20 protein-coding genes and 1 pseudogene are annotated in these 24,524 nt (G+C 54.9%); 11 read left to right on the top strand and 10 right to left on the bottom strand.

Translation table 11 applies throughout. From position 1 onward, the window contains the following. Positions 1 to 78 precede the first annotated feature (78 nt). The 3 genes from polB to rluA all read left to right on the top strand — a co-directional run bounded on the left by polB (position 79) and on the right by rluA (position 6,141). Entirely contained in the window at positions 79 to 2,430 is a 2,352-nt protein-coding gene (polB, locus tag KI228_RS04535; protein WP_061070531.1) for a DNA polymerase II, read from the top strand. 133 nt (positions 2,431 to 2,563) lie between these two features. Further along, the gene (gene rapA / locus KI228_RS04530; RefSeq protein WP_044267394.1) at positions 2,564 to 5,470 is read left to right on the top strand and encodes an RNA polymerase-associated protein RapA; all 2,907 of its coding nucleotides are present in this window, start codon (positions 2,564 to 2,566) and stop codon (positions 5,468 to 5,470) included. 11 nt (positions 5,471 to 5,481) lie between these two features. Next, positions 5,482 to 6,141, top strand: coding sequence for a bifunctional tRNA pseudouridine(32) synthase/23S rRNA pseudouridine(746) synthase RluA (gene rluA / locus KI228_RS04525; protein ID WP_044327793.1), 660 nt, complete (start codon positions 5,482 to 5,484; stop codon positions 6,139 to 6,141). Between the two features lie 163 nt (positions 6,142 to 6,304). On the opposite strand, the gene djlA is transcribed toward rluA, so the two are convergent. Continuing rightward, the gene (gene djlA, locus KI228_RS04520; RefSeq protein WP_054176442.1) at positions 6,305 to 7,120 is read right to left on the bottom strand and encodes a co-chaperone DjlA; all 816 of its coding nucleotides are present in this window, start codon (positions 7,118 to 7,120) and stop codon (positions 6,305 to 6,307) included. A gap of 255 nt (positions 7,121 to 7,375) precedes the next feature. Between djlA and lptD the strand changes: the two genes are divergently transcribed. The 6 genes from lptD to apaH are packed head-to-tail and all read left to right on the top strand — an operon-like array spanning position 7,376 to position 14,116. Beyond that, entirely contained in the window at positions 7,376 to 9,730 is a 2,355-nt protein-coding gene (gene lptD / locus KI228_RS04515) for an LPS assembly protein LptD (protein WP_061070532.1), read from the top strand. Between the two features lie 53 nt (positions 9,731 to 9,783). Next, entirely contained in the window at positions 9,784 to 11,070 is a 1,287-nt protein-coding gene (gene surA / locus KI228_RS04510; RefSeq protein WP_042997967.1) for a peptidylprolyl isomerase SurA, read from the top strand. Continuing rightward, positions 11,070 to 12,059 carry a 4-hydroxythreonine-4-phosphate dehydrogenase PdxA gene (pdxA, locus tag KI228_RS04505; RefSeq protein WP_061070533.1) on the top strand — a complete coding sequence of 330 codons (990 nt, stop codon included), beginning with the start codon at positions 11,070 to 11,072 and terminating at the stop codon, positions 12,057 to 12,059. Before surA ends, pdxA begins: the two co-directional genes overlap by 1 nt. Further along, positions 12,056 to 12,877 carry a 16S rRNA (adenine(1518)-N(6)/adenine(1519)-N(6))-dimethyltransferase RsmA gene (gene rsmA / locus KI228_RS04500; protein WP_042997969.1) on the top strand — a complete coding sequence of 274 codons (822 nt, stop codon included), beginning with the start codon at positions 12,056 to 12,058 and terminating at the stop codon, positions 12,875 to 12,877. Before pdxA ends, rsmA begins: the two co-directional genes overlap by 4 nt. 2 nt (positions 12,878 to 12,879) lie before the next feature. Continuing rightward, on the top strand, positions 12,880 to 13,257 hold the full coding sequence (gene apaG, locus KI228_RS04495; protein WP_042997970.1) for a Co2+/Mg2+ efflux protein ApaG: 378 nt from the start codon (positions 12,880 to 12,882) through the stop codon (positions 13,255 to 13,257). Between the two features lie 10 nt (positions 13,258 to 13,267). Further along, positions 13,268 to 14,116 (top strand): bis(5'-nucleosyl)-tetraphosphatase (symmetrical) ApaH, encoded by an 849-nt coding sequence (apaH, locus tag KI228_RS04490; protein ID WP_042997971.1) that lies wholly within the window; start codon positions 13,268 to 13,270, stop codon positions 14,114 to 14,116. 92 nt (positions 14,117 to 14,208) lie between these two features. On the opposite strand, the gene folA is transcribed toward apaH, so the two are convergent. From folA to KI228_RS04465, 5 genes are all read right to left on the bottom strand, one after another. Further along, positions 14,209 to 14,688, bottom strand: a complete 480-nt coding sequence (gene folA / locus KI228_RS04485) for a type 3 dihydrofolate reductase (protein ID WP_042997972.1) — start codon at positions 14,686 to 14,688, stop codon at positions 14,209 to 14,211. A gap of 197 nt (positions 14,689 to 14,885) precedes the next feature. Further along, positions 14,886 to 16,748, bottom strand: a complete 1,863-nt coding sequence (kefC, locus tag KI228_RS04480; RefSeq protein ID WP_212807545.1) for a glutathione-regulated potassium-efflux system protein KefC — start codon at positions 16,746 to 16,748, stop codon at positions 14,886 to 14,888. After that, on the bottom strand, positions 16,741 to 17,271 hold the full coding sequence (gene kefF, locus KI228_RS04475; protein ID WP_044255558.1) for a glutathione-regulated potassium-efflux system oxidoreductase KefF: 531 nt from the start codon (positions 17,269 to 17,271) through the stop codon (positions 16,741 to 16,743). Before kefF ends, kefC begins: the two co-directional genes overlap by 8 nt. A gap of 103 nt (positions 17,272 to 17,374) precedes the next feature. Next, positions 17,375 to 17,608: a YgdI/YgdR family lipoprotein gene (locus KI228_RS04470; protein WP_044255562.1), complete on the bottom strand. Its 234-nt coding sequence runs from the start codon at positions 17,606 to 17,608 to the stop codon at positions 17,375 to 17,377. A gap of 102 nt (positions 17,609 to 17,710) precedes the next feature. Then, positions 17,711 to 19,042: an MFS transporter gene (locus tag KI228_RS04465; protein WP_044256030.1), complete on the bottom strand. Its 1,332-nt coding sequence runs from the start codon at positions 19,040 to 19,042 to the stop codon at positions 17,711 to 17,713. Between the two features lie 40 nt (positions 19,043 to 19,082). Between KI228_RS04465 and KI228_RS24570 the strand changes: the two are divergent. Next, a pseudogene (locus tag KI228_RS24570) lies at positions 19,083 to 19,184 on the top strand (hypothetical protein); the annotation flags it as partial. Here KI228_RS24570 and fixX read toward each other — a convergent pair. The 4 genes from fixX to KI228_RS04445 are packed head-to-tail and all read right to left on the bottom strand — an operon-like array spanning position 19,181 to position 22,501. Continuing rightward, positions 19,181 to 19,468 carry a ferredoxin-like protein FixX gene (gene fixX, locus KI228_RS04460; protein WP_042997977.1) on the bottom strand — a complete coding sequence of 96 codons (288 nt, stop codon included), beginning with the start codon at positions 19,466 to 19,468 and terminating at the stop codon, positions 19,181 to 19,183. The pseudogene KI228_RS24570 and the gene fixX overlap by 4 nt on opposite strands. Further along, positions 19,465 to 20,751 carry an FAD-dependent oxidoreductase gene (locus KI228_RS04455; protein ID WP_044267384.1) on the bottom strand — a complete coding sequence of 429 codons (1,287 nt, stop codon included), beginning with the start codon at positions 20,749 to 20,751 and terminating at the stop codon, positions 19,465 to 19,467. The genes fixX and KI228_RS04455 overlap by 4 nt, the downstream gene beginning before the upstream one ends. Before the next feature lie 22 nt (positions 20,752 to 20,773). Further along, entirely contained in the window at positions 20,774 to 21,715 is a 942-nt protein-coding gene (locus KI228_RS04450; protein WP_042997979.1) for an electron transfer flavoprotein subunit alpha/FixB family protein, read from the bottom strand. A gap of 12 nt (positions 21,716 to 21,727) precedes the next feature. Beyond that, complete coding sequence (locus KI228_RS04445) at positions 21,728 to 22,501, bottom strand: electron transfer flavoprotein FixA (RefSeq protein WP_061070535.1); 774 nt, start codon at positions 22,499 to 22,501, stop codon at positions 21,728 to 21,730. Between the two features lie 478 nt (positions 22,502 to 22,979). Between KI228_RS04445 and caiT the strand changes: the two genes are divergently transcribed. After that, positions 22,980 to 24,497 (top strand): L-carnitine/gamma-butyrobetaine antiporter, encoded by a 1,518-nt coding sequence (gene caiT, locus KI228_RS04440; RefSeq protein ID WP_044255575.1) that lies wholly within the window; start codon positions 22,980 to 22,982, stop codon positions 24,495 to 24,497. The last annotated feature ends 27 nt before the right edge of the window (positions 24,498 to 24,524 follow it).

Below are 24,524 nucleotides of genomic sequence, written 5' to 3'. Positions count from 1 at the left end.
CCGATAACTGTATAAAACCCCAGCACAACACGTTGAACCAGGCTATAATCATGCCTGGTTTTTTGATGGATAAACAGCGTGGCGCAGGCAGGTTTTATCTTAACCCGGCACTGGCGGGATTCGTCGCAGGGAACTGAAGTCTCCTTCTGGCTGGCAACAGACAGCGGGCCTTTGCAGGTCACGCTTGCGCCGCAGGAGTCCGTTGCGTTTATCCCTACCGCGCTAACCGCCCGCGTCACGTCGTTATTAAGCAGTGAAAATGGTTATCGTCTGACGCCGCTCAACCTCAAAGATTTTCATCGTCAGCCGGTTTCGGGTCTTTACTGCCGTTCGCATCGCCAGTTGATGCGACTGGAAAAGCTGTTGCGTGAGAATGGCGTGACGGTTTATGAAGGCGATGTCCGCCCGCCTGAACGCTATCTGATGGAACGCTTTATCACCTCGCCAGTGTGGGTCGAAGGTGAGACGCGCAACGGTGCGATCGTCAATGCGCGATTAAAGCCCCATCCCGACTATCGTCCACCGCTCAAATGGTTGTCTCTGGACATTGAAACCACCCGCCACGGCGAGTTGTACTGCATTGGGCTTGAAGGCTGCGGGCAGCGCATTGTCTATATGCTCGGCCCCGAAAATGGCGATTCATCAGCGCTCGATTTCCAGCTTGAGTACGTCAACAGCCGCCCACAACTGTTGGAAAAGCTTAACGAGTGGGTTGCCCGCTACGATCCCGACCTCATCATCGGCTGGAATCTGGTGCAGTTCGACCTGCGCGTGTTGCAAAAACATGCTGAGCGCTACCGTATCCCGCTGCGTTTTGGCCGCGATAACAGCGAACTCGAGTGGCGTGAGCACGGTTTTAAAAATGGCGTTTTTTTCGCCCAGGCGAAAGGTCGGCTGATCGTTGACGGCATTGAGGCGCTGAAGTCTGCCTTCTGGAATTTCTCGTCGTTTTCGCTGGAGACCGTTTCGCAAGAACTGCTGGGGGAAGGTAAATCGATCGATAATCCCTGGGATCGCATGGATGAGATCGACAGACGTTTTGCCGAAGATAAACCCGCGCTCGCCACCTACAATCTGAAAGATTGCGAGCTGGTGACACGAGTCTTTCATAAAACCGAGATCGTGCCGTTCCTGTTAGAACGATCCACGGTTAACGGATTACCAGTCGATCGTCACGGCGGTTCGGTCGCCGCGTTTGGCCATCTCTATTTTCCACGTATGCATCGCGCCGGTTACGTTGCGCCGAACCTTGGTGAAGTACCGCCCCACGCCAGCCCCGGCGGTTACGTGATGGATTCGCGTCCCGGCTTGTATGATTCGGTGCTGGTGCTGGATTACAAAAGCCTGTACCCCTCGATCATTCGCACCTTTTTGATCGACCCAGTCGGACTGGTGGAAGGGATGGCGCACCCGGATCCCGAACACAGCACCGAAGGATTTCTCGACGCCTGGTTCTCGCGGGACAAACACTGCCTGCCAGAGATCGTGACGTCGATCTGGCAGGGGCGTGACGACGCCAAACGGCACGGTAATAAACCGCTTTCTCAGGCGCTGAAGATCATCATGAATGCCTTTTACGGTGTACTCGGCACAACGGCCTGCCGCTTTTTCGATCCGCGCCTGGCGTCGTCGATCACCATGCGCGGTCACGCGATCATGCGTCAGACCAAAGCGCTCATTGAAGCCCAGGGCTATGACGTGATTTATGGCGACACCGACTCCACCTTCGTCTGGCTGAAGCGCGCCCACACAGAAGAGGAAGCGGCGAAAATTGGTCGCGCGTTAGTGGCACACGTCAACGCCTGGTGGACGCAATCGCTTCAGGAGAAGAACCTTACCAGCGCGCTGGAACTGGAGTATGAAACGCATTTCTGCCGCTTTCTGATGCCCACCATTCGTGGCGCGGATACCGGCAGCAAAAAACGCTACGCGGGTTTGATTCAGGAAGGAGAAAACCAGCGGATGGTGTTTAAAGGGCTGGAAACCGTGCGTACCGACTGGACACCGCTGGCGCAGCAGTTCCAGCAAGAATTGTATCTGCGCATATTTCGTCACGAACCGTATCAGGATTACGTACGTGAAACCATTGATCGGCTGATGGCGGGCGAGCTGGACGAGCGTCTGGTCTATCGTAAGCGGCTGCGTCGACCGTTAAGCGAGTACCAGCGCAACGTTCCGCCACACGTGCGCGCCGCCAGACTGGCTGATGAAGAAAACCTGAAGCGGGGACGCCCGGCGCAGTACCAGAACCGCGGCACCATTCACTATGTCTGGACCCTGAACGGCCCAGAGCCAAAGGATTATCAACACTCGCCGCTGGATTACGAGCATTACCTGACGCGACAGCTCCAGCCCGTCGCGGAAGGAATTCTTCCCTTCATTGATGATAACTTTGCTACACTACTGACAGGCCAATTAGGGTTATTTTGACGCGTGACGAATCCATCGCCATCCATTACCATAGCGCCCTTCCATTCCTGGACCCCATTTACCGTTCTGCCATAGCATCTCCCTGGCAGAGGGTGGTTATTGCCTGCAATTAAAGATATAGAGCCGAACAAATATGCCTTTTACACTTGGTCAACGCTGGATCAGCGATACAGAAAGCGAACTGGGACTTGGAACCGTTGTCGCCATGGATGCGCGCACCGTCACTTTGCTTTTCCCCTCCACCGGTGAAAACCGTCTGTATGCGCGCAGTGACTCCCCCGTGACCCGCGTGATGTTCAACCCTGGCGATACCATTACCAGCCATGAAGGCTGGCAGCTGCAAATCGATGAAGTAAAAGAAGAAAATGGTTTGCTTGCCTACATTGGTACCCGTCTTGATACCGAAGAAGCCGGCGTCACGCTGCGTGAAGTCCTGCTCGACAGCAAACTGGCGTTCAGCAAACCGCAGGATCGCCTGTTTGCTGGTCAGATTGACCGCATGGATCGGTTTGCGCTGCGCTACCGCGCACGTAAATTTCAAAGTGAACAGTACCGCATGCCATGGAGCGGTCTGCGCGGCCAGCGCACCAGCCTGATCCCTCATCAGCTCAACATCGCCCACGATGTGGGTCGCCGTCATGCGCCGCGCGTACTGCTGGCAGATGAAGTGGGTCTGGGCAAAACCATTGAAGCCGGGATGATCCTGCATCAACAACTGCTTTCTGGCGCGGCAGAACGCGTGCTGATTATTGTGCCAGAAACCTTGCAGCATCAGTGGCTGGTCGAAATGCTGCGCCGTTTCAATCTGCGTTTCGCCCTGTTTGACGACGAACGCTACGCCGAAGCGCAGCACGATGCGTTTAACCCGTTCGAAACCGAACAACTGGTGATCTGTTCTCTGGACTTCGCCCGCCGTAACAAGCAGCGTCTGGAACACCTGTGCGATGCCGAGTGGGATCTGCTGGTTGTCGATGAAGCCCACCACCTCGTCTGGAGCGAAGAGGCGCCGAGCCGTGAATATGTGGCGATAGAACAACTGGCGGAACGCGTGCCAGGCGTACTGTTGCTGACCGCCACCCCGGAACAACTGGGTATGGAAAGCCACTTTGCGCGTCTGCGCCTGCTGGATCCCAACCGTTTCCACGATTTCGCACAGTTTGTTGAAGAGCAGAAAAATTATCGCCCGGTTGCCGACGCCGTCGCTATGCTGCTGGCCGGTAACAAGCTCAGCAATGAAGAGCTCAACATGCTGGGCGAACTGATTGGCGAGCAGGATATTGAACCGCTGCTGCAAACGGCAAACAGCGACCGCGACGGTGCGCAGAACGCACGTCAGGAGCTGGTTTCCATGCTGATGGACCGCCACGGCACCAGCCGCGTGCTGTTCCGTAACACCCGTAACGGCGTAAAAGGCTTCCCGAAACGCGAACTGCACACCATTAAGCTGCCGCTGCCGACGCAGTATCAGACTGCCATTAAAGTGTCCGGCATCATGGGTGCCCGCAAAAACGCCGAAGACAGAGCGCGCGATATGCTCTATCCGGAACAGATTTATCAGGAATTTGAAGGGGATACCGGCACCTGGTGGAACTTCGACCCACGCGTTGAGTGGCTGATGGGCTACCTGACCAGCCATCGCTCACAGAAAGTGCTGGTGATCTGTGCGAAGGCGGCAACCGCTCTGCAGCTGGAGCAAGTGCTGCGCGAGCGCGAAGGTATCCGCGCGGCGGTCTTCCACGAAGGGATGTCGATTATCGAACGTGACCGCGCCGCCGCCTGGTTCGGCGAAGAGGACAGCGGTGCACAGGTGCTGCTGTGTTCAGAAATTGGCTCGGAAGGTCGTAACTTCCAGTTTGCCAGCAACCTGGTGATGTTCGACCTGCCATTTAACCCGGACCTGCTGGAACAACGTATTGGTCGTCTCGACCGCATCGGCCAGGCGCACGATATCCAAATCCATGTCCCGTATTTAGAGAAAACCGCCCAGTCGGTGCTGGTTCGCTGGTATCACGAAGGTCTGGATGCGTTCGAACATACCTGCCCGACCGGTCGTGCTATTTATGATACGGTTTACAGCAACCTGATTAACTACCTGGCGGCGCCCGAAGAGACCGATGGCTTTGAGGATCTGATCAAAAGCTGTCGCGAACAACACGAAGCGCTGAAAGCGCAGCTGGAACAGGGTCGCGACCGTCTGCTGGAGATCCACTCCAACGGCGGCGAAAAAGCGCAGCAACTGGCCGAAAGTATTGAAGAGCAGGACGACGACACCAGCCTTATCGCCTTTGCCATGAACCTGTTTGATATCGTGGGGATTAACCAGGACGATCGTGGTGAAAACCTGATTGTACTGACCCCATCCGATCACATGCTGGTGCCGGACTTCCCGGGGCTGCCAGAAGACGGTTGTACCATTACCTTTGAACGTGACGTGGCGCTGTCGCGTGAAGACGCGCAGTTTATTACCTGGGAACATCCGCTGATCCGTAACGGGCTGGATCTGATCCTCTCTGGTGATACCGGTAGCAGTACCATTTCCTTGTTGAAGAATAAGGCGCTGCCGGTCGGTACGCTGCTTCTGGAGCTGGTATACGTTGTGGAAGCCCAGGCACCGAAGCAGTTGCAGCTTAACCGCTTCCTGCCGCCGACGCCGGTGCGCATGCTGCTGGATAAAAACGGCAACAACCTCGCGGCGCAGGTGGAGTTTGAAACCTTCAACCGCCAGTTGAGTGCCGTAAACCGCCACACCGGCAGCAAACTGGTTAATGCGGTGCAGCAGGATGTTCATGCGATTCTGCAACTGGGTGAAGCGCAGGTTGAGAAGTCCGCCCGCGCCCTGATTGACGCGGCGCGTAATGAAGCGGATGAAAAACTGTCTGCAGAACTGTCGCGCCTGGAAGCGCTGCGCGCCGTCAACCCGAACATTCGTGATGATGAACTCGCGGCCATTGAAAGCAACCGTCAACAGGTGCTGGAAAGCCTGAATCAGGCAGGATGGCGTCTGGATGCGCTTCGTCTTATCGTCGTCACGCATCAGTAACGGAGTCAAATATGGCGATGGAAAACTACAATCCGCCGCAGGATCCCTGGCTGGTGATCCTGTATCAGGATGAGCACATTATGGTGGTCAACAAGCCAAGCGGCCTGTTATCCGTGCCGGGGCGTCTTGAGGAACACAAAGACAGCGTGATGACGCGTATCCAACGCGACTATCCACAGGCTGAATCTGTGCATCGTCTGGATATGGCAACCAGCGGCGTAATTGTAGTGGCCCTCACCAAGGCGGCAGAGCGAGAGCTGAAGCGTCAGTTTCGCGAGCGCGAGCCGAAAAAACAGTATGTGGCGCGGGTATGGGGACATCCTGCGCCCGCAGAGGGACTGGTGGATTTACCGCTCATCTGCGACTGGCCGAATCGTCCGAAACAGAAAGTGTGTTATGAAACCGGCAAAGCAGCGCAGACCGAATATGAAGTGGTGGAGTTTGCGGAAGATAACACCGCGCGAGTAGTGTTGAAGCCCATCACCGGACGTTCACACCAACTGCGCGTACATATGCTGGCGTTAGGCCACCCCATTCTCGGCGACCGTTTTTATGCCCCGCCTGAGGCGCTGGCGATGGCCCCCCGACTGCAACTGCATGCCGAGATGCTGACCATCACCCATCCCGCATACGGCAATAGCATGACGTTTAAAGCGCCAGCGGATTTTTAATCTTATAACGTAGCCCCTTTGAATTACGCTCGCGAATAGACACAAATCATTCGAGACGCATCGAGGCGGCAAGCGAAGAAATCCCCAGGAGCATAGATAACTATGTGACTGGGGTTTCACAGCGCGGCCAACAAAGAGGCAGCTTGAAGGATGCCGTGTATATTTATTTAAAGCCTTTCTGCTCTTTGATCAGCTCGTAAGCCTTCTGAATTTCCTGCGCTTTTTGCTTCGCCATTTCCATCATTTCCGGCGGCAGACCTTTCGCCACCAGCTTATCCGGATGGTGCTCGCTCATCTGCTTACGGTAAGCACGTTTAATGGTAGTCGCATCGTCAGTAGATTTAACCCCGAGGACGTTGCAGGCGTCCTCCAGCGTCGGGCCGCGTTGCGCCTGCTGCCAGCCACCGCCGCCGGACTGCTGCTGATAACCACCGCCAAACTGGGCTCCCCCTTGCATCATGCGCAGGAACTGATCGAACTGAGTGCGGGAAATGCCCAACTCTTCGGCAATCACATACAGCACTTCACGCTCGTTGGGATGCAGTGAACCATCGGCAAACGCCGCCTGAATCTGAATTTCAAGAAACATACGAATAAGATCGAAGCGACCAAAACAGACGCTACGAAACTGGCGCATTTTTTCACGTAACGGGTAATTATCTGATTTTCCGATACGAAACGCATTTTGCGCAGCCGATCGCGATTCACCGTGCAAATTCATCCTGTCCATCAGCACATTGGCGACATGGATATCGGCTTCGGTAACCCGTCCTTTCGATTTGGTTAAGTGCCCCATCACCTCAAAGGTGGTGGCAAAAAACAGCGCCTGACGCTCACGCTGGTTGGCAAACCACGCCATTTTGCGGCTGCGGGCTTTGTCGAACATGTGGCCAACCAACAGCCCCAGCACCACGCCCCAAAAGCCGCCGCCCATGAGCAGAGCCACGGCCACACCAATTATTTTTCCCCAGTACTGCATAGACTCCCCAATTTGTCTCACTCTCGGTGAGGCCAGGTCCCACAAAATAAGCGGCTTTTAACGATCTTTCGGCTACGGTCAATTGTGGGACATCGCCTATAATTTGCATTATCATACCTGTCATTCACAGCCGTGACTAACACCACAGACGCTATAGCGGCAGGATTAACACTAGCGCTACGAACATGAGTAAGTTAGGCTGTGGCGGTTTGTCACGCGCGACGCTACTGATGATGGAACAATAAAATACAACGTATGAAAAAACGTATTCCCACCCTCCTGGCCACCATGATTGCCACTGCCCTTTACAGTCAACAGGGTCTGGCAGCCAGTCTCGCCTCACAATGTATGTTAGGCGTGCCAAGCTATGACCGTCCTCTGGTGCAGGGCGAGACAAATGAACTCCCCGTCACGATTAATGCCGATCATGCGAAAGGAAATTATCCTGACGACGCGGTGTTTACCGGCAATGTGGATATCATGCAGGGCAACAGCCGTCTGCAGGCCGACGAGGTGCAGCTTCATCAGAAAGAGGCTCAGGGTCAGCCTGAGCCTGTACGTACCGTCGATGCGCTCGGCAACGTCCATTACGATGACAACCAGGTTATCCTGAAAGGACCGAAGGGCTGGGCGAACCTGAACACCAAAGACACCAACGTCTGGGAAGGCGACTACCAGATGGTGGGCCGTCAGGGCCGCGGTAAAGCGGATCTAATGAAACAGCGCGGCGAAAACCGCTATACCATTCTTGAGAACGGGAGTTTCACCTCCTGTCTGCCAGGTTCTGATACCTGGAGCGTCGTCGGTAGCGAAGTGATCCATGACCGTGAAGAACAGGTCGCAGAAATCTGGAACGCCCGCTTTAAGCTGGGCCCGGTTCCTGTCTTTTACAGTCCGTATTTGCAATTGCCGGTCGGGGATAAACGCCGCTCCGGTTTCCTGATCCCCAACGCCAAGTACTCGTCGAAGAACTATTTTGAGTTCTATCTGCCGTATTACTGGAACATTGCGCCAAACATGGATGCGACCCTGACGCCGCACTATATGCACCGTCGCGGCGGCGTAATGTGGGAGAACGAATTCCGCTACCTGAGCCAGGCCGGCGCCGGTATTATGGAATTCGACTATCTGAACTCCGATCGCGTCTACGACGATGAGCATCCGAACGATGACAACTCGCGCCGCTGGCTGTTTTACTGGCGACATGCGGGAGTGATGGATCAGGTGTGGCGTTTCAACGTCGACTACACCAAAGTGAGCGACTCCAGCTACTTTAATGATTTCGATAACAAGTACGGTTCAAGTACCGACGGTTACGCGACGCAGAAATTCAGCGTCGGCTATGCGGTGCAGAACTTTGACGCCACTGTCTCAACCAAACAGTTCCAGGTGTTCAGCGATCAAAACACCAGCAGTTATTCCGCTGAACCACAGTTAGACGTCAACTTCTATCAGAACGACCTGGGTCCGTTTGATACCCGTATTTATGGCCAGGCCGTGCATTTTGTGAATACCAAAGACAACATGCCGGAAGCGACGCGCCTGCACCTGGAGCCGACTGTCAGCCTGCCGTTGTCAAACCAGTGGGGCAGCATCAATACCGAAGCGAAACTGCTGGCAACCCATTATCAGCAAACCAATCTGGACTGGTATAACAACCGTAATACCACTCAGTTGGATGATACCGCCAACCGTGTGATGCCGCAGTTCAAAGTCGACGGCAAGATGGTGTTTGAACGGGATATGAACATGCTCGCGCCGGGTTATACCCAGACGCTGGAGCCGCGCGCGCAGTATCTGTACGTGCCGTATCGCGACCAGAGCAACATCTACAACTACGACTCTTCCCTGCTGCAATCTGACTATACCGGCCTGTTCCGTGACCGCAGCTATGGCGGTCTGGACCGCATTGCCTCCGCCAACCAGGTCACGACGGGCGTCACATCTCGCATATATGATGAGACAGCGGTTGAACGTTTTAACGTTTCTGTTGGTCAAATCTACTATTTCACGGAGTCTCGCACTGGCGATGACAACATCCAATGGGAGAACGATGACCAGACAGGTTCATTAGTATGGGCGGGTGACACCTACTGGCGTATTTCGGATCGTTGGGGGCTACGTGGCGGTATTCAGTACGACACCCGTCTGGATAGCGTCGCCACCAGCAGTTCCAGTATCGAATATCGTCGTGATGAAGACCGTCTGGTTCAGTTGAACTACCGTTACGCCAGCCCGGAGTATATTCAGGCGACATTGCCAGCAAGATATTCCACGGCAGAGCAGTACAAAAACGGGATTAGCCAGATCGGTACCGTCGCCAGTTGGCCGATTGCCGATCGCTGGTCGATTGTGGGTGCCTACTACTTCGACACTAACGTGAATAAACCCGCCGACCAGATGTTAGGTGTGCAGTACAACTCCTGCTGTTATGCGATCCGCGTCGGTTACGAGCGTAAGCTGAACGGTTGGGATAGCGATAAAGAACACGCGGTGTATGACAACGTGATTGGCTTTAACATTGAACTTCGTGGTCTGAGTTCCAACTATGGTCTCGGCACGAGCGAGATGTTACGTTCCAACATTTTGCCGTATCAAAACTCTTTGTGATCTGATTGATTTACCACGTAATCCGCAGTGCGGTTAATTGAAATGGAAAAAGTATGAAGAACTGGAAAACGCTGCTTCTCGGTATCGCCATGATCGCGAATACCAGTTTCGCTGCCCCGCAGGTAGTCGATAAAGTCGCAGCCGTCGTAAATAACGGTGTGGTACTGGAAAGCGACGTTGATGGCCTGATGCAGTCTGTCAAATTGAACGCCAACCAGGCAGGTCAACAGCTTCCGGACGACGCTACGCTGCGTCATCAGATCCTGGAACGTCTGATCATGGATCAGATTGTCCTGCAGATGGGTCAGAAGATGGGCGTAAAAATCTCTGACGAACAGCTTGATCAGGCGATTGCCAATATCGCTAAACAGAACAACATGACGCTGGACCAGATGCGAAGCCGTCTGGCTTACGATGGTCTGAGCTACTCAACCTACCGTAATCAGATCCGTAAAGAGATGACCATCTCTGAAGTGCGTAACAACGAAGTGCGCCGCCGCGTGACGATCCTGCCGCAGGAAGTGGATGCGCTGGCGCAGCAGGTTGGCAATCAAAATGATGCCAGTACGGAGCTGAACCTGAGTCACATCCTGATCCCACTGCCGGAAAACCCAACGTCTGACCAGGTGAACGAAGCAGAATCTCAGGCGCGTTCCATTGTCGATCAAGCCCGTAACGGCAGCGACTTCGGCAAACTGGCGATCACCTACTCTGCTGACCAGCAGGCGCTGAAAGGCGGCCAGATGGGTTGGGGTCGTATTCAGGAACTGCCAGGCATTTTTGCTCAGGCGCTGAGTACCGCGAAGAAAGGCGACATCGTTGGCCCGATTCGTTCAGGTGTCGGCTTCCATATCCTGAAAGTGAATGATATGCGCGGCCAGAGCCAGAGCATCTCCGTGACCGAAGTTCATGCCCGCCATATTCTGTTGAAGCCGTCGCCGATCATGACCGATCAGCAGGCGCGTCTGAAGCTTGAGCAAATCGCCGCTGATATTAAGAGCGGTAAAACCACCTTTGCTGCCGCAGCGAAAGAGTTTTCTCAGGATCCCGGCTCGGCTAACCAGGGCGGCGATCTGGGCTGGGCGGCTGCGGACATTTTCGATCCGGCATTCCGTGATGCGTTAACCCGCATGAACAAAGGCCAGATGAGCGCACCGGTGCACTCCTCTTTCGGTTGGCACCTGATCGAACTGCTGGATACGCGTAACGTCGATAAAACCGACGCCGCGCAGAAAGATCGCGCTTACCGTATGCTGATGAACCGGAAGTTCTCAGAAGAAGCAGCAACCTGGATGCAGGAACAACGCGCCAGCGCTTACGTTAAAATCCTGAGCAATTAATGACGGTTGCTCAACGCGTAGTGATCACTCCCGGCGAACCCGCCGGGATTGGTCCGGATCTCGTCGTTCAACTTGCCCAGCGCGACTGGCCGGTTGAACTGGTGGTCTGTGCCGATGCCACGGTATTGACTGACCGGGCAGCAATGCTCGGTCTTCCCCTCACGTTACGCCCTTACTCCCCGCAAAGGCCTGCTAAACCGCAGACTGCCGGCACGCTTACGCTGTTACCGGTCTCGCTTCGTGCGCCCGTCGTTCCTGGGCAGTTGGCCGTGGAGAATGGCGAGTATGTGGTGCAGACGCTGGCCCGTGCCTGTGACGGTTGTGTAGAGGGTGAATTTGCGGCGCTGATTACGGGCCCTGTGCATAAGGGCGTTATCAACGACGCGGGCGTGCCTTTCACCGGTCACACCGAGTTTTTTGAAGAGCGCTCACAGGCGAAAAAAGTGGTGATGATGCTGGCGACGGAGGAGTTACGCGTCGCACTGGCAACGACCCATCTGCCGCTGCGTGATGTCGCCGATGCCATTACACCAGCACTGCTGCACGAAGTGATTGGCATTCTGCATCACGATCTGCGCACCAAATTTGGCGTGGACGATCCGCACGTGCTGGTCTGTGGTCTGAATCCGCATGCCGGTGAAGGGGGGCATATGGGCAGCGAGGAGATCGACACGATCGTTCCGGTGCTCGATACGCTCCGCGCGCAGGGGATGAAATTGACAGGTCCATTACCCGCCGACACGTTGTTTCAGGCCAAATATCTGCAACATGCTGATGCGGTACTGGCGATGTACCACGATCAGGGTCTCCCCGTGCTAAAATACCAGGGATTTGGTCGCGGCGTGAATATCACGCTGGGCCTGCCTTTTATTCGTACCTCGGTGGATCACGGTACCGCGCTTGAACTGGCGGGCCGGGGTGAAGCTGATGTCGGCAGTTTTATTACGGCGCTTAATCTCGCCATCAAAATGATTGTTAATACCCAATGAATAATCGAGTCCATCAGGGCCACTTAGCCCGTAAACGCTTCGGGCAAAACTTCCTCAACGATCAGTTTGTGATCGACAGCATTGTCTCCGCCATTAACCCGCAGAAGGGTCAGGCGATGGTCGAAATCGGCCCCGGTCTGGCTGCGTTGACGGAGCCGGTTGGCGAACGTCTGGATGCGCTGACGGTCATTGAACTGGACCGCGATCTGGCCGCGCGTCTGCAAACGCATCCCTTCCTGGGCCCCAAGCTGACTATCTATCAGCAGGACGCCATGACCATGAATTTCGGCGAATTGTCTGAAAAGATGGGTCAACCGCTACGCGTGTTCGGTAACCTGCCTTATAACATCTCTACGCCGCTGATGTTCCACCTGTTTAGCTATACTGATGCCATTGCCGATATGCACTTTATGTTGCAAAAAGAGGTGGTGAATCGTCTGGTTGCAGGACCAAACAGTAAGGCGTATGGTCGCTTAAGCGTCATGGCGCAATATTATTGCAACGTGATCCCGGTGCTTGAAGTGCCGCCGTCCGCCTTCACGCCGCCGCCAAAAGTCGATTCCGCCGTGGTGCGCCTGGTGCCGCACACTACGATGCCCTATCCGGTCAACGATATTCGCCTGTTGAGCCGCATCACCACAGAAGCGTTCAACCAGCGCCGTAAAACGATTCGTAACAGCCTCGGCAATCTGTTCAGCGTTGAGGTCTTGACGGAACTGGGTATTGACCCGGCAATGCGAGCGGAAAATATCTCTGTCGCGCAGTACTGCCAGATGGCGAACTATCTGTCAGAACACGCGCCATCGAAGGAGAGTTAAGCATGATCAATTCGCCCCGAGTGTGTATTCAGGTCCAAAGCGTCTATATCGAGGCGCAATCCTCACCTGAAGATGACCGTTACGTTTTTGCCTACACCGTAACCATCCGCAATCTGGGGCGAGCGCCCGTGCAGCTACTGGGACGCTATTGGTTGATCACCAACGGTCATGGCCGAGAAACTGAAGTCCAGGGAGAAGGTGTGGTTGGCGTTCAGCCGCACATTGAGCCTGGCGAAGAGTACCAGTACACCAGCGGCGCTGTTATCGAAACGCCGCTGGGCACGATGCAGGGTCATTACGAAATGATTGATGAGAACGGCGTCGCCTTTACCATCGATATTCCGGTTTTCCGACTCGCCGTTTCCACTCTCATTCACTAAAACAATAGCTATGGCAACATACCTTATTGGCGACGTTCACGGTTGCTACGACGAACTGATCGCATTGCTACAACAAGTCAATTTTACCCCTGAAAGCGATACCCTGTGGCTGACGGGGGATCTGGTTGCTCGTGGCCCAGGTTCACTGGACGTGCTGCGTTATGTGAAATCACTCGGTGACTGCGTGCGCCTGGTGCTGGGTAATCACGACCTGCATCTGCTGGCGGTCTTCGCCGGTATCAGTCGTAACAAACCGAAAGACCGCCTGAGTCCGCTGCTGGAAGCGCCGGACGCAGACGAACTGCTCAACTGGCTGCGTCGCCAACCGCTGTTGCAGATAGATGAAGAGAAAAAACTGGTGATGGCGCATGCGGGTATCACACCGCAGTGGGATTTGCAGACTGCCAAAGACTGCGCGCGCGATGTTGAAGCGGTGCTGTCGAGTGACTCTTACCCCTTCTTCCTCGACGCCATGTATGGCGACATGCCAAATAACTGGACGCCGGAACTGACCGGACTGGCACGCCTGCGCTTTATCACCAACGCCTTTACCCGGATGCGTTACTGCTTCCCGAACGGGCAACTGGATATGTACAGCAAAGAGTCCCCGGAGGATGCCCCGGCACCGTTGAAACCGTGGTTTGCCATTCCCGGACCGGTCAGCGAAGCCTACAGCATTGCGTTTGGTCACTGGGCGTCTCTGGAAGGAAAAGGAACGCCGGAGGGAATCTATGCGCTGGATACCGGGTGCTGCTGGGGAGGAAATTTAACCTGCCTGCGCTGGGAAGATAAGCAGTACTTTGTGCAGCCGTCAAACCGGCAGATGGATCTGAATGAAGGCGAAGCCGTTAACGCCTGATCTGTTTGCCTGATGGCGCTACGCTTATCCGGCCTACAAACCATCTCGTAGGTCGGATAAGACGCTAAGCGTCGCCATCCGGCACTCATCGCTTAGCGACGTTCCAGAATTTCGAAGCAATAGCTGTGTGAATTCTGCCCGTCAGCGTCGTGAAACTCGCTGAACACCGATTCCCAGTCGTCCGGCTCGTAGTCCGGGAAATGCGTATCCCCTTCCACTTCCGCATCAATGTGCGTCAGATACAGTTTCTGCGCTTTAGGCAGGAACTGCTCGTACACACGACCACCGCCAATCACCATAATTTCTGGTGCATCACCACAGGCGGTAATCGCTTCATCAACCGATTTCACCCACTGCACGCGATCGTCAGTACCCGGCTGGCTGCTGATGACGATGTTCTTACGTCCCGGCAACGGTCGGCCGATGGATTCCCAGGTATGGCGTCCCATAACGACAGGTTTATTTAACGTATTACGTTTAAACCAGGCGAGATCCGCAGGCAGATTCCACGGCATGGCGTTTTCCATGCCAATAACGCGATCTACCGCTAACGCAGCAATCAGACTGATCATTGAATATTTCCCGGAGCAAAAAAAATTGTCGCCACTATACGGAAAGAGCAATCTTTCGTCGACTAACGAACAGAAGAAGAGCACGAAAATTTTCCGATCTGCTGGCGAGTCCACGACTTGTCAGTGGACTCCCGGCATTACAGTAGTTCAAAAACAATTGGTTAACAGTAAAGTTTGCAGTACATCACATTTTTGACTTAGGTTGACGGTTTAACTTCTGGCTCATCGGCAACGTCTCCCGTGTGTTTGCCTTCCTCAGTCCCCTGCCAGCCATGACGCTGAATCAACGACAGATGTTCGCGATCCTCGGTGATGATTTCGCTCAGCATCGCGCTGGTCCGTTTATAGACTGCCGCACGGGAGGTGGCATCATCTTCACCTTTCGCCATCTCTTCTACCATTTGCGTATTAAAGCGACGGAACAGGTCCGCACGTTCACGCGCTTCATAGCGGCCAAGCCCAAGACTTTCCAGCGCCAGACGCCCGGTTTTAAGCGCGCCTTCAAACGTTTCACGTTCTGGTTGCTCGACGCCCGCCTGGCGCAACCGAATGTAATGATCGACATCGCGTGCCCGGGCAATAATTTGCAGGTTCGGGAAATGGTCTTTTACCATCTCCGTCAGCTCCAGGTTGGTTTGCGGATCGTCAATGGCATTGATCAGCACTTCCGCTTTCGCCGCCCCGGCGGACTCCAGCAGGTCCATCCGCGTCGCATCACCGTAGAACACCTTCATGCCAAATTTACGCAGCGTCTCGATGTGGTCCGGATCGTGATCGAGAACGACCATCTTCACACCGCTGGAGAGCAGTAAACGACCGGTGATCTGCCCGAAGCGGCCAAATCCGGCAATAATCACCCGCGGCTGTTCTTCATCAATTTCATCGGCTTCCCGCTCTTCACCGGAAGCGGATTTCTCCATTCGCGTAAGGATGACCAGGAAAATCGGCGTCGCGGCCATCGACAGTGCCACCGCCAGCGTCAGCGCCTTCGCCCATTGTGGATCGAGCACGTTCGCCATCTGCGCCGCGCCAAAGACCACAAACGCGAACTCACTGCCCTGTCCGAGGAGTACCGCAAACCAGCGGCGCTGCTTATTCGGCACCTGTAAAGGACGGGCAATCAGCCATAGCATCCCGGTTTTAATCACCAGGAAACCGACCAGCAGAATGATGATACGGAGCGGATTATCGATAAGCGTCCCGAAGTCGATAGACATGCCGACACCGATGAAAAACAGCCCCAGCAGCAGCCCCTTAAACGGCTCTATGTCGCTTTCCAGCGCGTGGCGATACTCAGAGCTTGCCAGCAATACGCCAGCCAGGAACGCCCCCATCGCCATCGACAGCCCAACTTCTTCAAGCAACAGCCCGAAGCCAAAGACCAGAAACAGCGCCACGGCGCTGAAGACTTCGCGCAGGCCAGAACGCGCAACGAAACGCAGCGCCGGGCGGGTCACATAGCGCCCCAGCAGTACCACCAGGACTAACGCACCAGCCACTTTCAGTGCCGACAGCGCGAATGCGCCAAGCGTGGTTGACGCCCCGCTGGTCGCCAGTAGCGGAATCATTGCCACCAGCGGAATCGCCGCGATGTCCTGGAACAGCAGCACAGCAAAGGTGCTGCGTCCCATCTGCGAAACGGTCAGGTTGCGCTCATTCATCGCCTGCATAGCTATCGCCGTGGAGGAGAGCGCCAGCGTCATACCAATCAGTTCCGCCACCTGCCAGCGCAGACCGAGGAACATACAAAACAGACCAATCAGGCCGCCGCAGACCACCATCTGTAGCGCGCCGCCGCCAAACACTGAAGCGCGCAGTTTCCATAGCCGCTGGGGATCAAGCTCCAGGCCAATGACAAACAGCATCAGCACCACGCCGATTTCAGCAAAGTGCAGAATAGATTCGGCATCGGTCACCAGACGTAACCCCCAGGGGCCGATGATGCACCCCGCAATGAGATAACCCAGCACCGAGCCTAAGCCCAACCGGACGGCAATCGGCACGATGAGCGCCGCCGACCCAAGATAAATCAGCGCCTGTATGAGCGTATGGCTATCCATTGTGCGCCTCCTGCCATGCCATCAGTCGTTGCTTGTAATGACGCGCCTGCGCCTGCAGCGTTTCGTCGTCGCAAATAAACGTACAGTGCATTGCAAACGGCGCAAGCCAGTTGAGCCCGCAGTAGATGGCTGTCGCCTGGAGCGGCTGTGAGAGTACGTCAAACCCCGGATGCGAGCCGATATCGAAGTGATTATCGCCGCCGCCAGTAGTCACCGCCCACATGACCTGCTTACCGCGCAGCGCGGTCCCGCCGTGACCATAGGCCCAGCCGTGGGAAAGCACTTTATCCATCCACAGTTTGAGTAGGGGGGGAACGCTGTACCATTGCATGGGATGCTGCCAGACGATCAGGTCAGCGCGAGAAAGCGCCTCTTGTTCCGCAGCGATATCAATATTGAAATCAGGGTAGAGTTCATAGAGAGAACGAACTTCGACGCCTTCCAGCGTCCTTGCCTGCTCAAGCATCCGTTTATTCGCATGCGAATGCTGCGGATAAGGATGCGCATAAATGATAAGAATCATGATTAGCCTGTTATTTTACCACTCTGTTTTATAAGAGAGTGTAGTCAGTAAACCAACAGGCTAATAGTGAATATTATTGAGCAGATGAATGGGGAAAATTGAACTAGTTATCCAGCTCGCTCATATTTTTCACCTGATCGCGGTTAATTTGCTCCGTCTGACCCGTTTCGGCATTTTTGTAGGAGACCAGGCCCGTGTCATCGTCTACCTGCGGTTTACCGTCGGTGACAATGGTTCGGCCATCGGTCGTACGCACAGCCTGGTTCGAGGAGCAGCCTGCGAGAGTAAAGACGGTTGCTGCGGCGAAAAGGGAAGCGATTAATAGTTTCTTTTGCATGGTGTTCTCCCTGCTTTTCAGTCATTTTCAGTGATATACCCATTAACTGTAGACGCACTGACTGAGGTTGAGGGGAAATACAGAACACTCTGAAGACTCACCTTAACACAACGGTTTCCTGCGAATCGTCATCGTACTGGTCTGGGCAAGCGTCAGACCGCGCGTTTCTGGCGCGAAGGCAATGGAGACCAGCAACCCGACCAACGAGATCCCCGCCCCCATCAGCATCACCTGACTAATACCATATTTAGTAATGAAAATAGGCAGCGCCCAGGTCGAGAGGATGGTACCGATACGACTCAACGACATGATAACCCCCACTGCGGAGGCGCGGATGTCGGTCGGGAACAGTTCATTGGGATAGAGCCATTGCAAATTCCCCGGTCCGCCAGAGAAAAAGGCGTACACCGCGAATGCCGTCACCACCAGCCAGATCCCCATTTCCGGGATCAGCCCCAGCACCGCCAACGCCAGCGTCATCATCACGAAGCTGCCAATCAGCAGCGGCCTCCGCCCCGCGCTGTTCAGCCAGAACATTGGCGGAATACAGCCCAGCATAAAGAACAGGCTGATCACCACATTCCCCAGCGCTGCGCTCTTCCCGGCCCCCAGTCCCAACAGGCCGACGATCTGCGGACCAAAGGTGTAAATGGCAAACATCGGGATCACCTGACAGGTCCAGATCGCGGCGACAAACAGCACAAACGGGAAGTGGCGACGATTAAACAATTGTAAAAAGCGCGTCTCCTGCGCTGTGTCTTCATCGAACGCAACCGGCTCGCCGAACAGCTTGATCATCATCGCTTCACACTCTTTGACCCGGCCTTTACGCAACAGCCAGCGCGGAGACTCGGGCAGATCGAAGCGACCAATCAGGATCAACAGGCAAGGGATCGCCGCGCTGCCCAGCATCCAGCGCCAGCCGCCCTCGACGTCATAGAGCCAGTAACCAACCAGATCGGCGCAGGTCGCGCCGACGTACCACATCGCCGCAATAAAGCTTATAGAGAAGGCACGTTGGCGGGTACTGGAAAATTCGGTGATCATCGAGGTGGCAATGGGATAATCCGCACCAATCACCACGCCAATCAGCACCCGCATCACCAACAGTTCAACCGGAGATGAGACAAACATAGTGGCCACCGATATCACCCCAATAGCGATGATATCGATAAGAAACATTTTGCGCCGCCCCACTTTGTCCGAGATATAACCAAACAAAGAGGTGCCGACAAACAGCCCGGCCAGCGTCCCCGCGCCCAACAGGCCAATCCACTCAGCATCCAGCTTCAGCGCAGGCGTGAGCTGTTCCAGCGCGACGCCAATCATCACCAGCACATAACCGTCCAGAAACGGTCCACCGCTTCCCCACAGCATGATTCTGCGGTGAATAGAGGAGAACTGGATGTCATCAAAGTTCCTGGGCTGTTGCATGGCAATGTCCTGTTTGCCGACATTCGGCATTAGTGCTTAACTGCCTGATGGCGCTGCGCTTATCAGGCCTACTTATCCCCGTAGGCCGGATAAGGCGTTTTCGCCGCCATCCGGCAGTGGAGCGTATACCTGTACTCATTAACCGTAACGAAACTCCACGCCAAAGGTACCGCGTGGGTACTCCCATTTTTCCAGCGCCGTATCAAGTCCGAGAATTCGACACGTTCCGCACTCCAGGCATCCGGCATAATCAAAGCGCACGCTGCCGTCATCCTGCTTTTTGTATAACCCGGCCGGACAGGCTTTGATCAACACTTCCAGCACCTGCTTATCCGGCGCGGTTTTCATGATGATGTGCGGATGCTCTTCATCGACATTGAATTTGTTGACGCCCAGCTTGACGTCTACGTTGACGGGAGAAGTCATAATACGGTCACTCCTTTAATGCCATCCTTCATCAGGTTGATGAAGCCCACTTTCTTCGCATGGCGCAGGATCGTCTTACGCATCGGCACCGGCGCACTACCATCGACGGTAAAGAGGTCACGGGCGATACCAACAACCATTTCCGGGTAGCGGGTGAACATGCGCGGGTTATCGAGGAACGCCGGCAACCGCTGGTACATACGCATATCGCGCATCGGACCGTTGTCGAGATGCTGGCGATATTCCGCCAGCCCCTGACGGCTAAAGTCGTTGCTTTGCATGGCGGAAAGCACCGTTTTCGCCGCCGCTTCACCTGCTGCCACCGCGAGATCCATCCCGCGAATCGTGAAGCCGAGATTCATACACATACCCGCCGCGTCGCCCGCAATCAGCACGCCGTCGCCCACCAGCTCAGGCTGCATGTTCATCCCTGCTTCCGGCACCACGTGTGCCGCGTACTCCACCAGCTTGCCACCCGCGATCAGCGGGGCAACGGCCGGATGCTGTTTAAAATCTTCCAGCATTTGCGGGACCGATTTTTTCGCCTCTTTCAGATGATGAAGCCCGCATACCAGCCCCAGTGACAGGGTGTTTTCGTTGGTATACAGGAAGCCACCGCCCATCAGGCCATCCGTGGGCGATCCCGCGAACAGACAGGCCGCCCCTTCGTTACCCTGCAACTGGAAGCGATCTTCAATCACCGATTTCGGCAGTTCGATCAGCTCTTTCACGCCGACCGCCACGTGCGAGGCCTCAACGCGTTTTGCCATTCCCAGTTTTTCCGCCAGCAGGGAGTTAACGCCATCGGCGAGGATCACCACTTTCGATTCGATGATGTCGCCGTCCGCTTCTACACCAACGACTTTGCCATCGCGCTGCACGACGTTATCCACGCGGATCCCGGTGATCAACTGCGCGCCCGCCTCTTCCGCCTGCTCCATCAGCCAGGCGTCAAATTTACTGCGCAACACCGAATAAGAGACCTGCGACGGGCCAGCCTTTTCACCGTTGAGATAGTCCACGGTCATCGCCCCGTTATCGGTCATAAAGGCGAGTTTTTCATGGGTAATGACCCGTTCAACAGGGGCCTGCTGAGCAAAGCCTGGAAGAATGCGCTCCAGACTGTGAGCATAGATGCGCCCACCGGTGACATTCTTCGCGCCAGCGGAATTTCCGCGCTCGATAACCAACACCTGGGCCCCTTCGCGGGCGAGCACCAGGGCGGCGACGGAACCGGCAAGCCCCGCGCCCACGATGATGGCATCAAAGATATCTTCGGACATACGTACTCCCTGCCTGAATGGTTTAGCGTGCCAGTGCGGTCGTCAGCGCGGGCAGGATTTTCAGCGCATCGCCGACAATGCCGTAATCCGCGTACTGAAATATCGGCGCATTTTTGTCTTTGTTGATGGCAAAAATAGTCTGCGCGCCGTTTGCCCCCACCATGTGCTGGATCTGCCCGGAGATCCCCACCGCCAGGTACAATTCCGGCTTGAGCATCAGATTCGAGATCCCGACATAGCGCTCATGCTCCATCCACTTCTCGTTTTCGGCGACCGGACGCGAGCAGGCCAGCTCCGCGCCAATGGCCTGACACAGCGCTTGCGCCAGTGAGATATTCTCTTTGCTGCCGATACCGCGTCCCACGCTGACCACCAGCCGGGCTTTATCGAGATCAACGCTGTTACTCTGACGTGGCTGCGTGGCAGTGCGCGTGACGGTAATTTCCGGCGCCTGCCAGGCTACGCTGTGCGTCTCGCCGCTGCGGGTCGCATCAGGCTGTTGCGCCTCAAAAGTGCCGCTGCTGAGCGTCAGTACCGCAAACGGCGTGGAGAGCGTCTCTTCGCCCATCGCCAGGCCGCCATACACCATGTGTTTGACCGTCGCCCGGCCATCCTGCTGCGTCACGGTGCTGGCATCATTAGAAACCGCTGCGGCAAGGCGATAGCCCAGTTTTGCCGCCAGCAGTTTGCCGCGACGGGTGTTGGGCAGCAGCAACAGGCCAGAATCACCCTGATGACGAACGGTCTGTGCCATCACGTCCGCATAATCTTCCACCATACGATCGTCCGGCTTGCCGCTCAGTTGCCAGACGTGATGTGCGCCCAACTGAATGGCCGTGGTCGCCTCATCGGCGCTTTGCACAAATGCGTTAATCTGTTCACCTAAAATCTGCGCGCCGCTCATCAGTTCCGGCAGGCGAGACACGGTATCGCTGAATACCCAGACGCTGGAAAACTTGCTCATAACATCCCCTTCTTAATTAATGATTTTGCGCAGACTATCGGCAAACGCAGCGATCTGTTCTTCACCATCGCCTTCAATCACAATGCGCTGGCGCTCACGTTGTTTCGGTGCGGCCACCGTTTGCGTGGACCAGGCATCCCCGGCGCTAAAGCCAATGTCCGCCGCTGACCAGACCTGAACCGGTTTTTTCGCCGCCCCCAGAATGGCTTTCATCGATGGTATTTGTGGAGAGTTAATATCGGTGGAAACGGCCACGACCGCCGGCAGCGGAATGCTCAGCGTTTCAATTTCATCTTCCAGTTCACGTTCAACGGTCAGCGTACTTTCCGTCAGTGAGAGGATCTTGCTCACGCCGTTGATGGCGGGAATGTTCAGCGTTTCGCCTACCAGCAGGCTGACCTGCTGGGCGTAGAGATCGGAGGAACCATCGCCGCAGAGAATCAGATCAAAACCCGACTTTTGCGCGGCAGCAGCCAGCGCTGCGGCGGTTTGCTGTGGCAATGCCTGCTCGAACCGATCGTCAATGACGACCACCAGTTCGTCCGGGCCGCGGGAGAGGACATCCTTACGCCCTTTCGCGTTGGTTAACGCCTTGCCGCCCACGCTCAGGGCGATCACCTGCGCGTCGCTGGTCTGCTGTTTCAGTTGGCAGGCCGCTTCAATCGCATTCAGGTCGTACTGGCTGATTTTGCCATCTGCTTTGCTGAAATCTAATGAACCATCTGCGTGATTGACGACAATATCCTGTTCATCAGGTACGCACTTGTAGCAAGTAATTATCTTCATTGCATCTCCAGAAATCATGAAGGAAACGTATATATATCGGCGGTGTTAAATACAGATATCACGCTCTTTAATTCGGAAATAAAACCATAATCACCAATATTGAAAATGTCACACACTGATATTCGCAACTTTCAATATTGTTAAGCACCTCACCAATATTGAAACCCGACGTCCAAAAGAAATATTTTCAATATTGTCTGGCAGATCACCAATATTGAACGCCAAACGGTGAAAAACCCAACAAATTAGAATTTAACCAAATGATAAATATACATTTTTAAGAGCTGTCCGCACCAAAACACCCCAAACAAAAAGTGTGACGAAGATTACAGAATGCCGCAAAACGAATACCCATTATGAGTTACTCGCCAACGCGTCCTGAGGTTAAACGGGTATCAACAAATATTTAATAAAAATAAACAAAAATAAAACAAACGGGAACGCTAAATAAATTTCGTTTTCAACCTGGAATTCACTCATGAAAAATGAAAAGAGAAAGTCTGGAATTGAGCCAAAGGTTTTTTTCCCGCCGCTAATAATCGTCGGAATACTTTGCTGGCTAACGGTACGCGATCTCGATGCCGCAAATGTCGTTATTAATGCCGTCTTTAGTTATGTCACCAATGTCTGGGGATGGGCATTTGAGTGGTATATGGTCATTATGCTCATCGGCTGGTTCTGGCTGGTGTTTGGTCCCTACGCGAAAAAGAAATTAGGTGACGAGAAACCGGAGTTCAGCACCGCCAGCTGGATCTTCATGATGTTCGCCTCCTGTACCTCTGCCGCCGTGCTGTTCTGGGGATCGATAGAGATTTACTACTACATCTCCACGCCGCCGTTTGGCCTGGAACCTAACTCCACCGGAGCGAAAGAGATTGGCCTCGCTTACAGCCTGTTTCACTGGGGACCGCTGCCGTGGGCGACTTATAGCTTCCTCTCCGTGGCCTTCGCCTACTTCTTCTTTGTGCGCAAGATGGACGTCATTCGTCCCAGCTCAACGCTGGTGCCGCTGGTCGGCGAAAAACACGCCAAAGGTCTGTTAGGTACCATCATTGATAACTTCTATCTGGTCGCACTGATCTTCGCGATGGGCACCAGCCTTGGGCTGGCGACGCCGCTGGTCACCGAATGTATGCAGTACCTGTTTGGTATCCCGCACACGCTGCAACTGGATGCGATCATCATTACCTGCTGGATCATTCTTAACGCCATTTGCGTGGCCTGCGGCCTGCAAAAAGGGGTCAGGATCGCCAGTGACGTGCGCAGCTATCTGAGCTTCCTGATGCTCGGCTGGGTGTTCATCGTCAGCGGCGCCAGCTTCATTATGAACTACTTCACCGACTCCGTCGGGACGCTGCTGATGTATCTGCCGCGCATGCTGTTCTACACCGACCCGATCGCCAAAGGCGGTTTCCCACAGGGCTGGACGGTCTTCTACTGGGCGTGGTGGGTGATTTACGCCATTCAGATGAGCATCTTCCTGGCGCGTATCTCTCGCGGTCGTACCGTGCGTGAACTGTGCTTTGGCATGGTGCTGGGCCTGACGGCCTCCACCTGGATCCTGTGGACGGTACTGGGCAGTAACACTCTGCTGTTGATGGATAAAAACATCATCAACATCCCGCAACTGATTGCCGATCACGGCGTGCCGCGCGCGATTATCGAAACCTGGGCCGCCCTGCCGCTCAGCACCGCCACGATGTGGGGATTCTTTATTCTCTGCTTTATTGCCACCGTTACGCTGATCAACGCCTGCTCTTACACCCTGGCAATGTCGACCTGTCGTGAAGTGCGCGATGGCGAAGAGCCGCCGTTACTGGTGCGTATCGGCTGGTCGATATTGGTCGGCGTGATTGGCATCGTGCTGCTGGCACTCGGCGGCCTGAAGCCAATACAAACCGCGATTATCGCCGGGGGCTGCCCGCTGTTCTTCGTCAACATTATGGTGACGCTCTCCTTTATCAAAGACGCCAAAGTGCACTGGAAAGATAAATAAACCTAATTACCCCATGACATAGAGGTT

The sequence above is a fragment of the Citrobacter amalonaticus genome (assembly GCF_018323885.1).
In the GTDB taxonomy this organism is placed as follows: Bacteria; Pseudomonadota; Gammaproteobacteria; order Enterobacterales; family Enterobacteriaceae; genus Citrobacter_A; species Citrobacter_A amalonaticus.
Note: the sequence above shows the minus strand (reverse complement) of the source record. Positions and strands in the feature narration are given on the sequence as shown.

Coding starts and splice junctions, on each gene's coding strand:
- rapA (WP_044267394.1), top strand. CDS start 2,564: ATGCCTTTTACACTTGGTCAACGCTGGATCAGCGATACAGAAAGCGAA.
- rluA (WP_044327793.1), top strand. CDS start 5,482: ATGGCGATGGAAAACTACAATCCGCCGCAGGATCCCTGGCTGGTGATC.
- djlA (WP_054176442.1), bottom strand. CDS start 7,120: ATGCAGTACTGGGGAAAAATAATTGGTGTGGCCGTGGCTCTGCTCATG.
- lptD (WP_061070532.1), top strand. CDS start 7,376: ATGAAAAAACGTATTCCCACCCTCCTGGCCACCATGATTGCCACTGCC.
- surA (WP_042997967.1), top strand. CDS start 9,784: ATGAAGAACTGGAAAACGCTGCTTCTCGGTATCGCCATGATCGCGAAT.
- pdxA (WP_061070533.1), top strand. CDS start 11,070: ATGACGGTTGCTCAACGCGTAGTGATCACTCCCGGCGAACCCGCCGGG.
- rsmA (WP_042997969.1), top strand. CDS start 12,056: ATGAATAATCGAGTCCATCAGGGCCACTTAGCCCGTAAACGCTTCGGG.
- apaG (WP_042997970.1), top strand. CDS start 12,880: ATGATCAATTCGCCCCGAGTGTGTATTCAGGTCCAAAGCGTCTATATC.
- apaH (WP_042997971.1), top strand. CDS start 13,268: ATGGCAACATACCTTATTGGCGACGTTCACGGTTGCTACGACGAACTG.
- folA (WP_042997972.1), bottom strand. CDS start 14,688: ATGATCAGTCTGATTGCTGCGTTAGCGGTAGATCGCGTTATTGGCATG.
- kefC (WP_212807545.1), bottom strand. CDS start 16,748: ATGGATAGCCATACGCTCATACAGGCGCTGATTTATCTTGGGTCGGCG.
- kefF (WP_044255558.1), bottom strand. CDS start 17,271: ATGATTCTTATCATTTATGCGCATCCTTATCCGCAGCATTCGCATGCG.
- KI228_RS04470 (WP_044255562.1), bottom strand. CDS start 17,608: ATGCAAAAGAAACTATTAATCGCTTCCCTTTTCGCCGCAGCAACCGTC.
- KI228_RS04465 (WP_044256030.1), bottom strand. CDS start 19,042: ATGCAACAGCCCAGGAACTTTGATGACATCCAGTTCTCCTCTATTCAC.
- fixX (WP_042997977.1), bottom strand. CDS start 19,468: ATGACTTCTCCCGTCAACGTAGACGTCAAGCTGGGCGTCAACAAATTC.
- KI228_RS04455 (WP_044267384.1), bottom strand. CDS start 20,751: ATGTCCGAAGATATCTTTGATGCCATCATCGTGGGCGCGGGGCTTGCC.
- KI228_RS04450 (WP_042997979.1), bottom strand. CDS start 21,715: ATGAGCAAGTTTTCCAGCGTCTGGGTATTCAGCGATACCGTGTCTCGC.
- KI228_RS04445 (WP_061070535.1), bottom strand. CDS start 22,501: ATGAAGATAATTACTTGCTACAAGTGCGTACCTGATGAACAGGATATT.
- caiT (WP_044255575.1), top strand. CDS start 22,980: ATGAAAAATGAAAAGAGAAAGTCTGGAATTGAGCCAAAGGTTTTTTTC.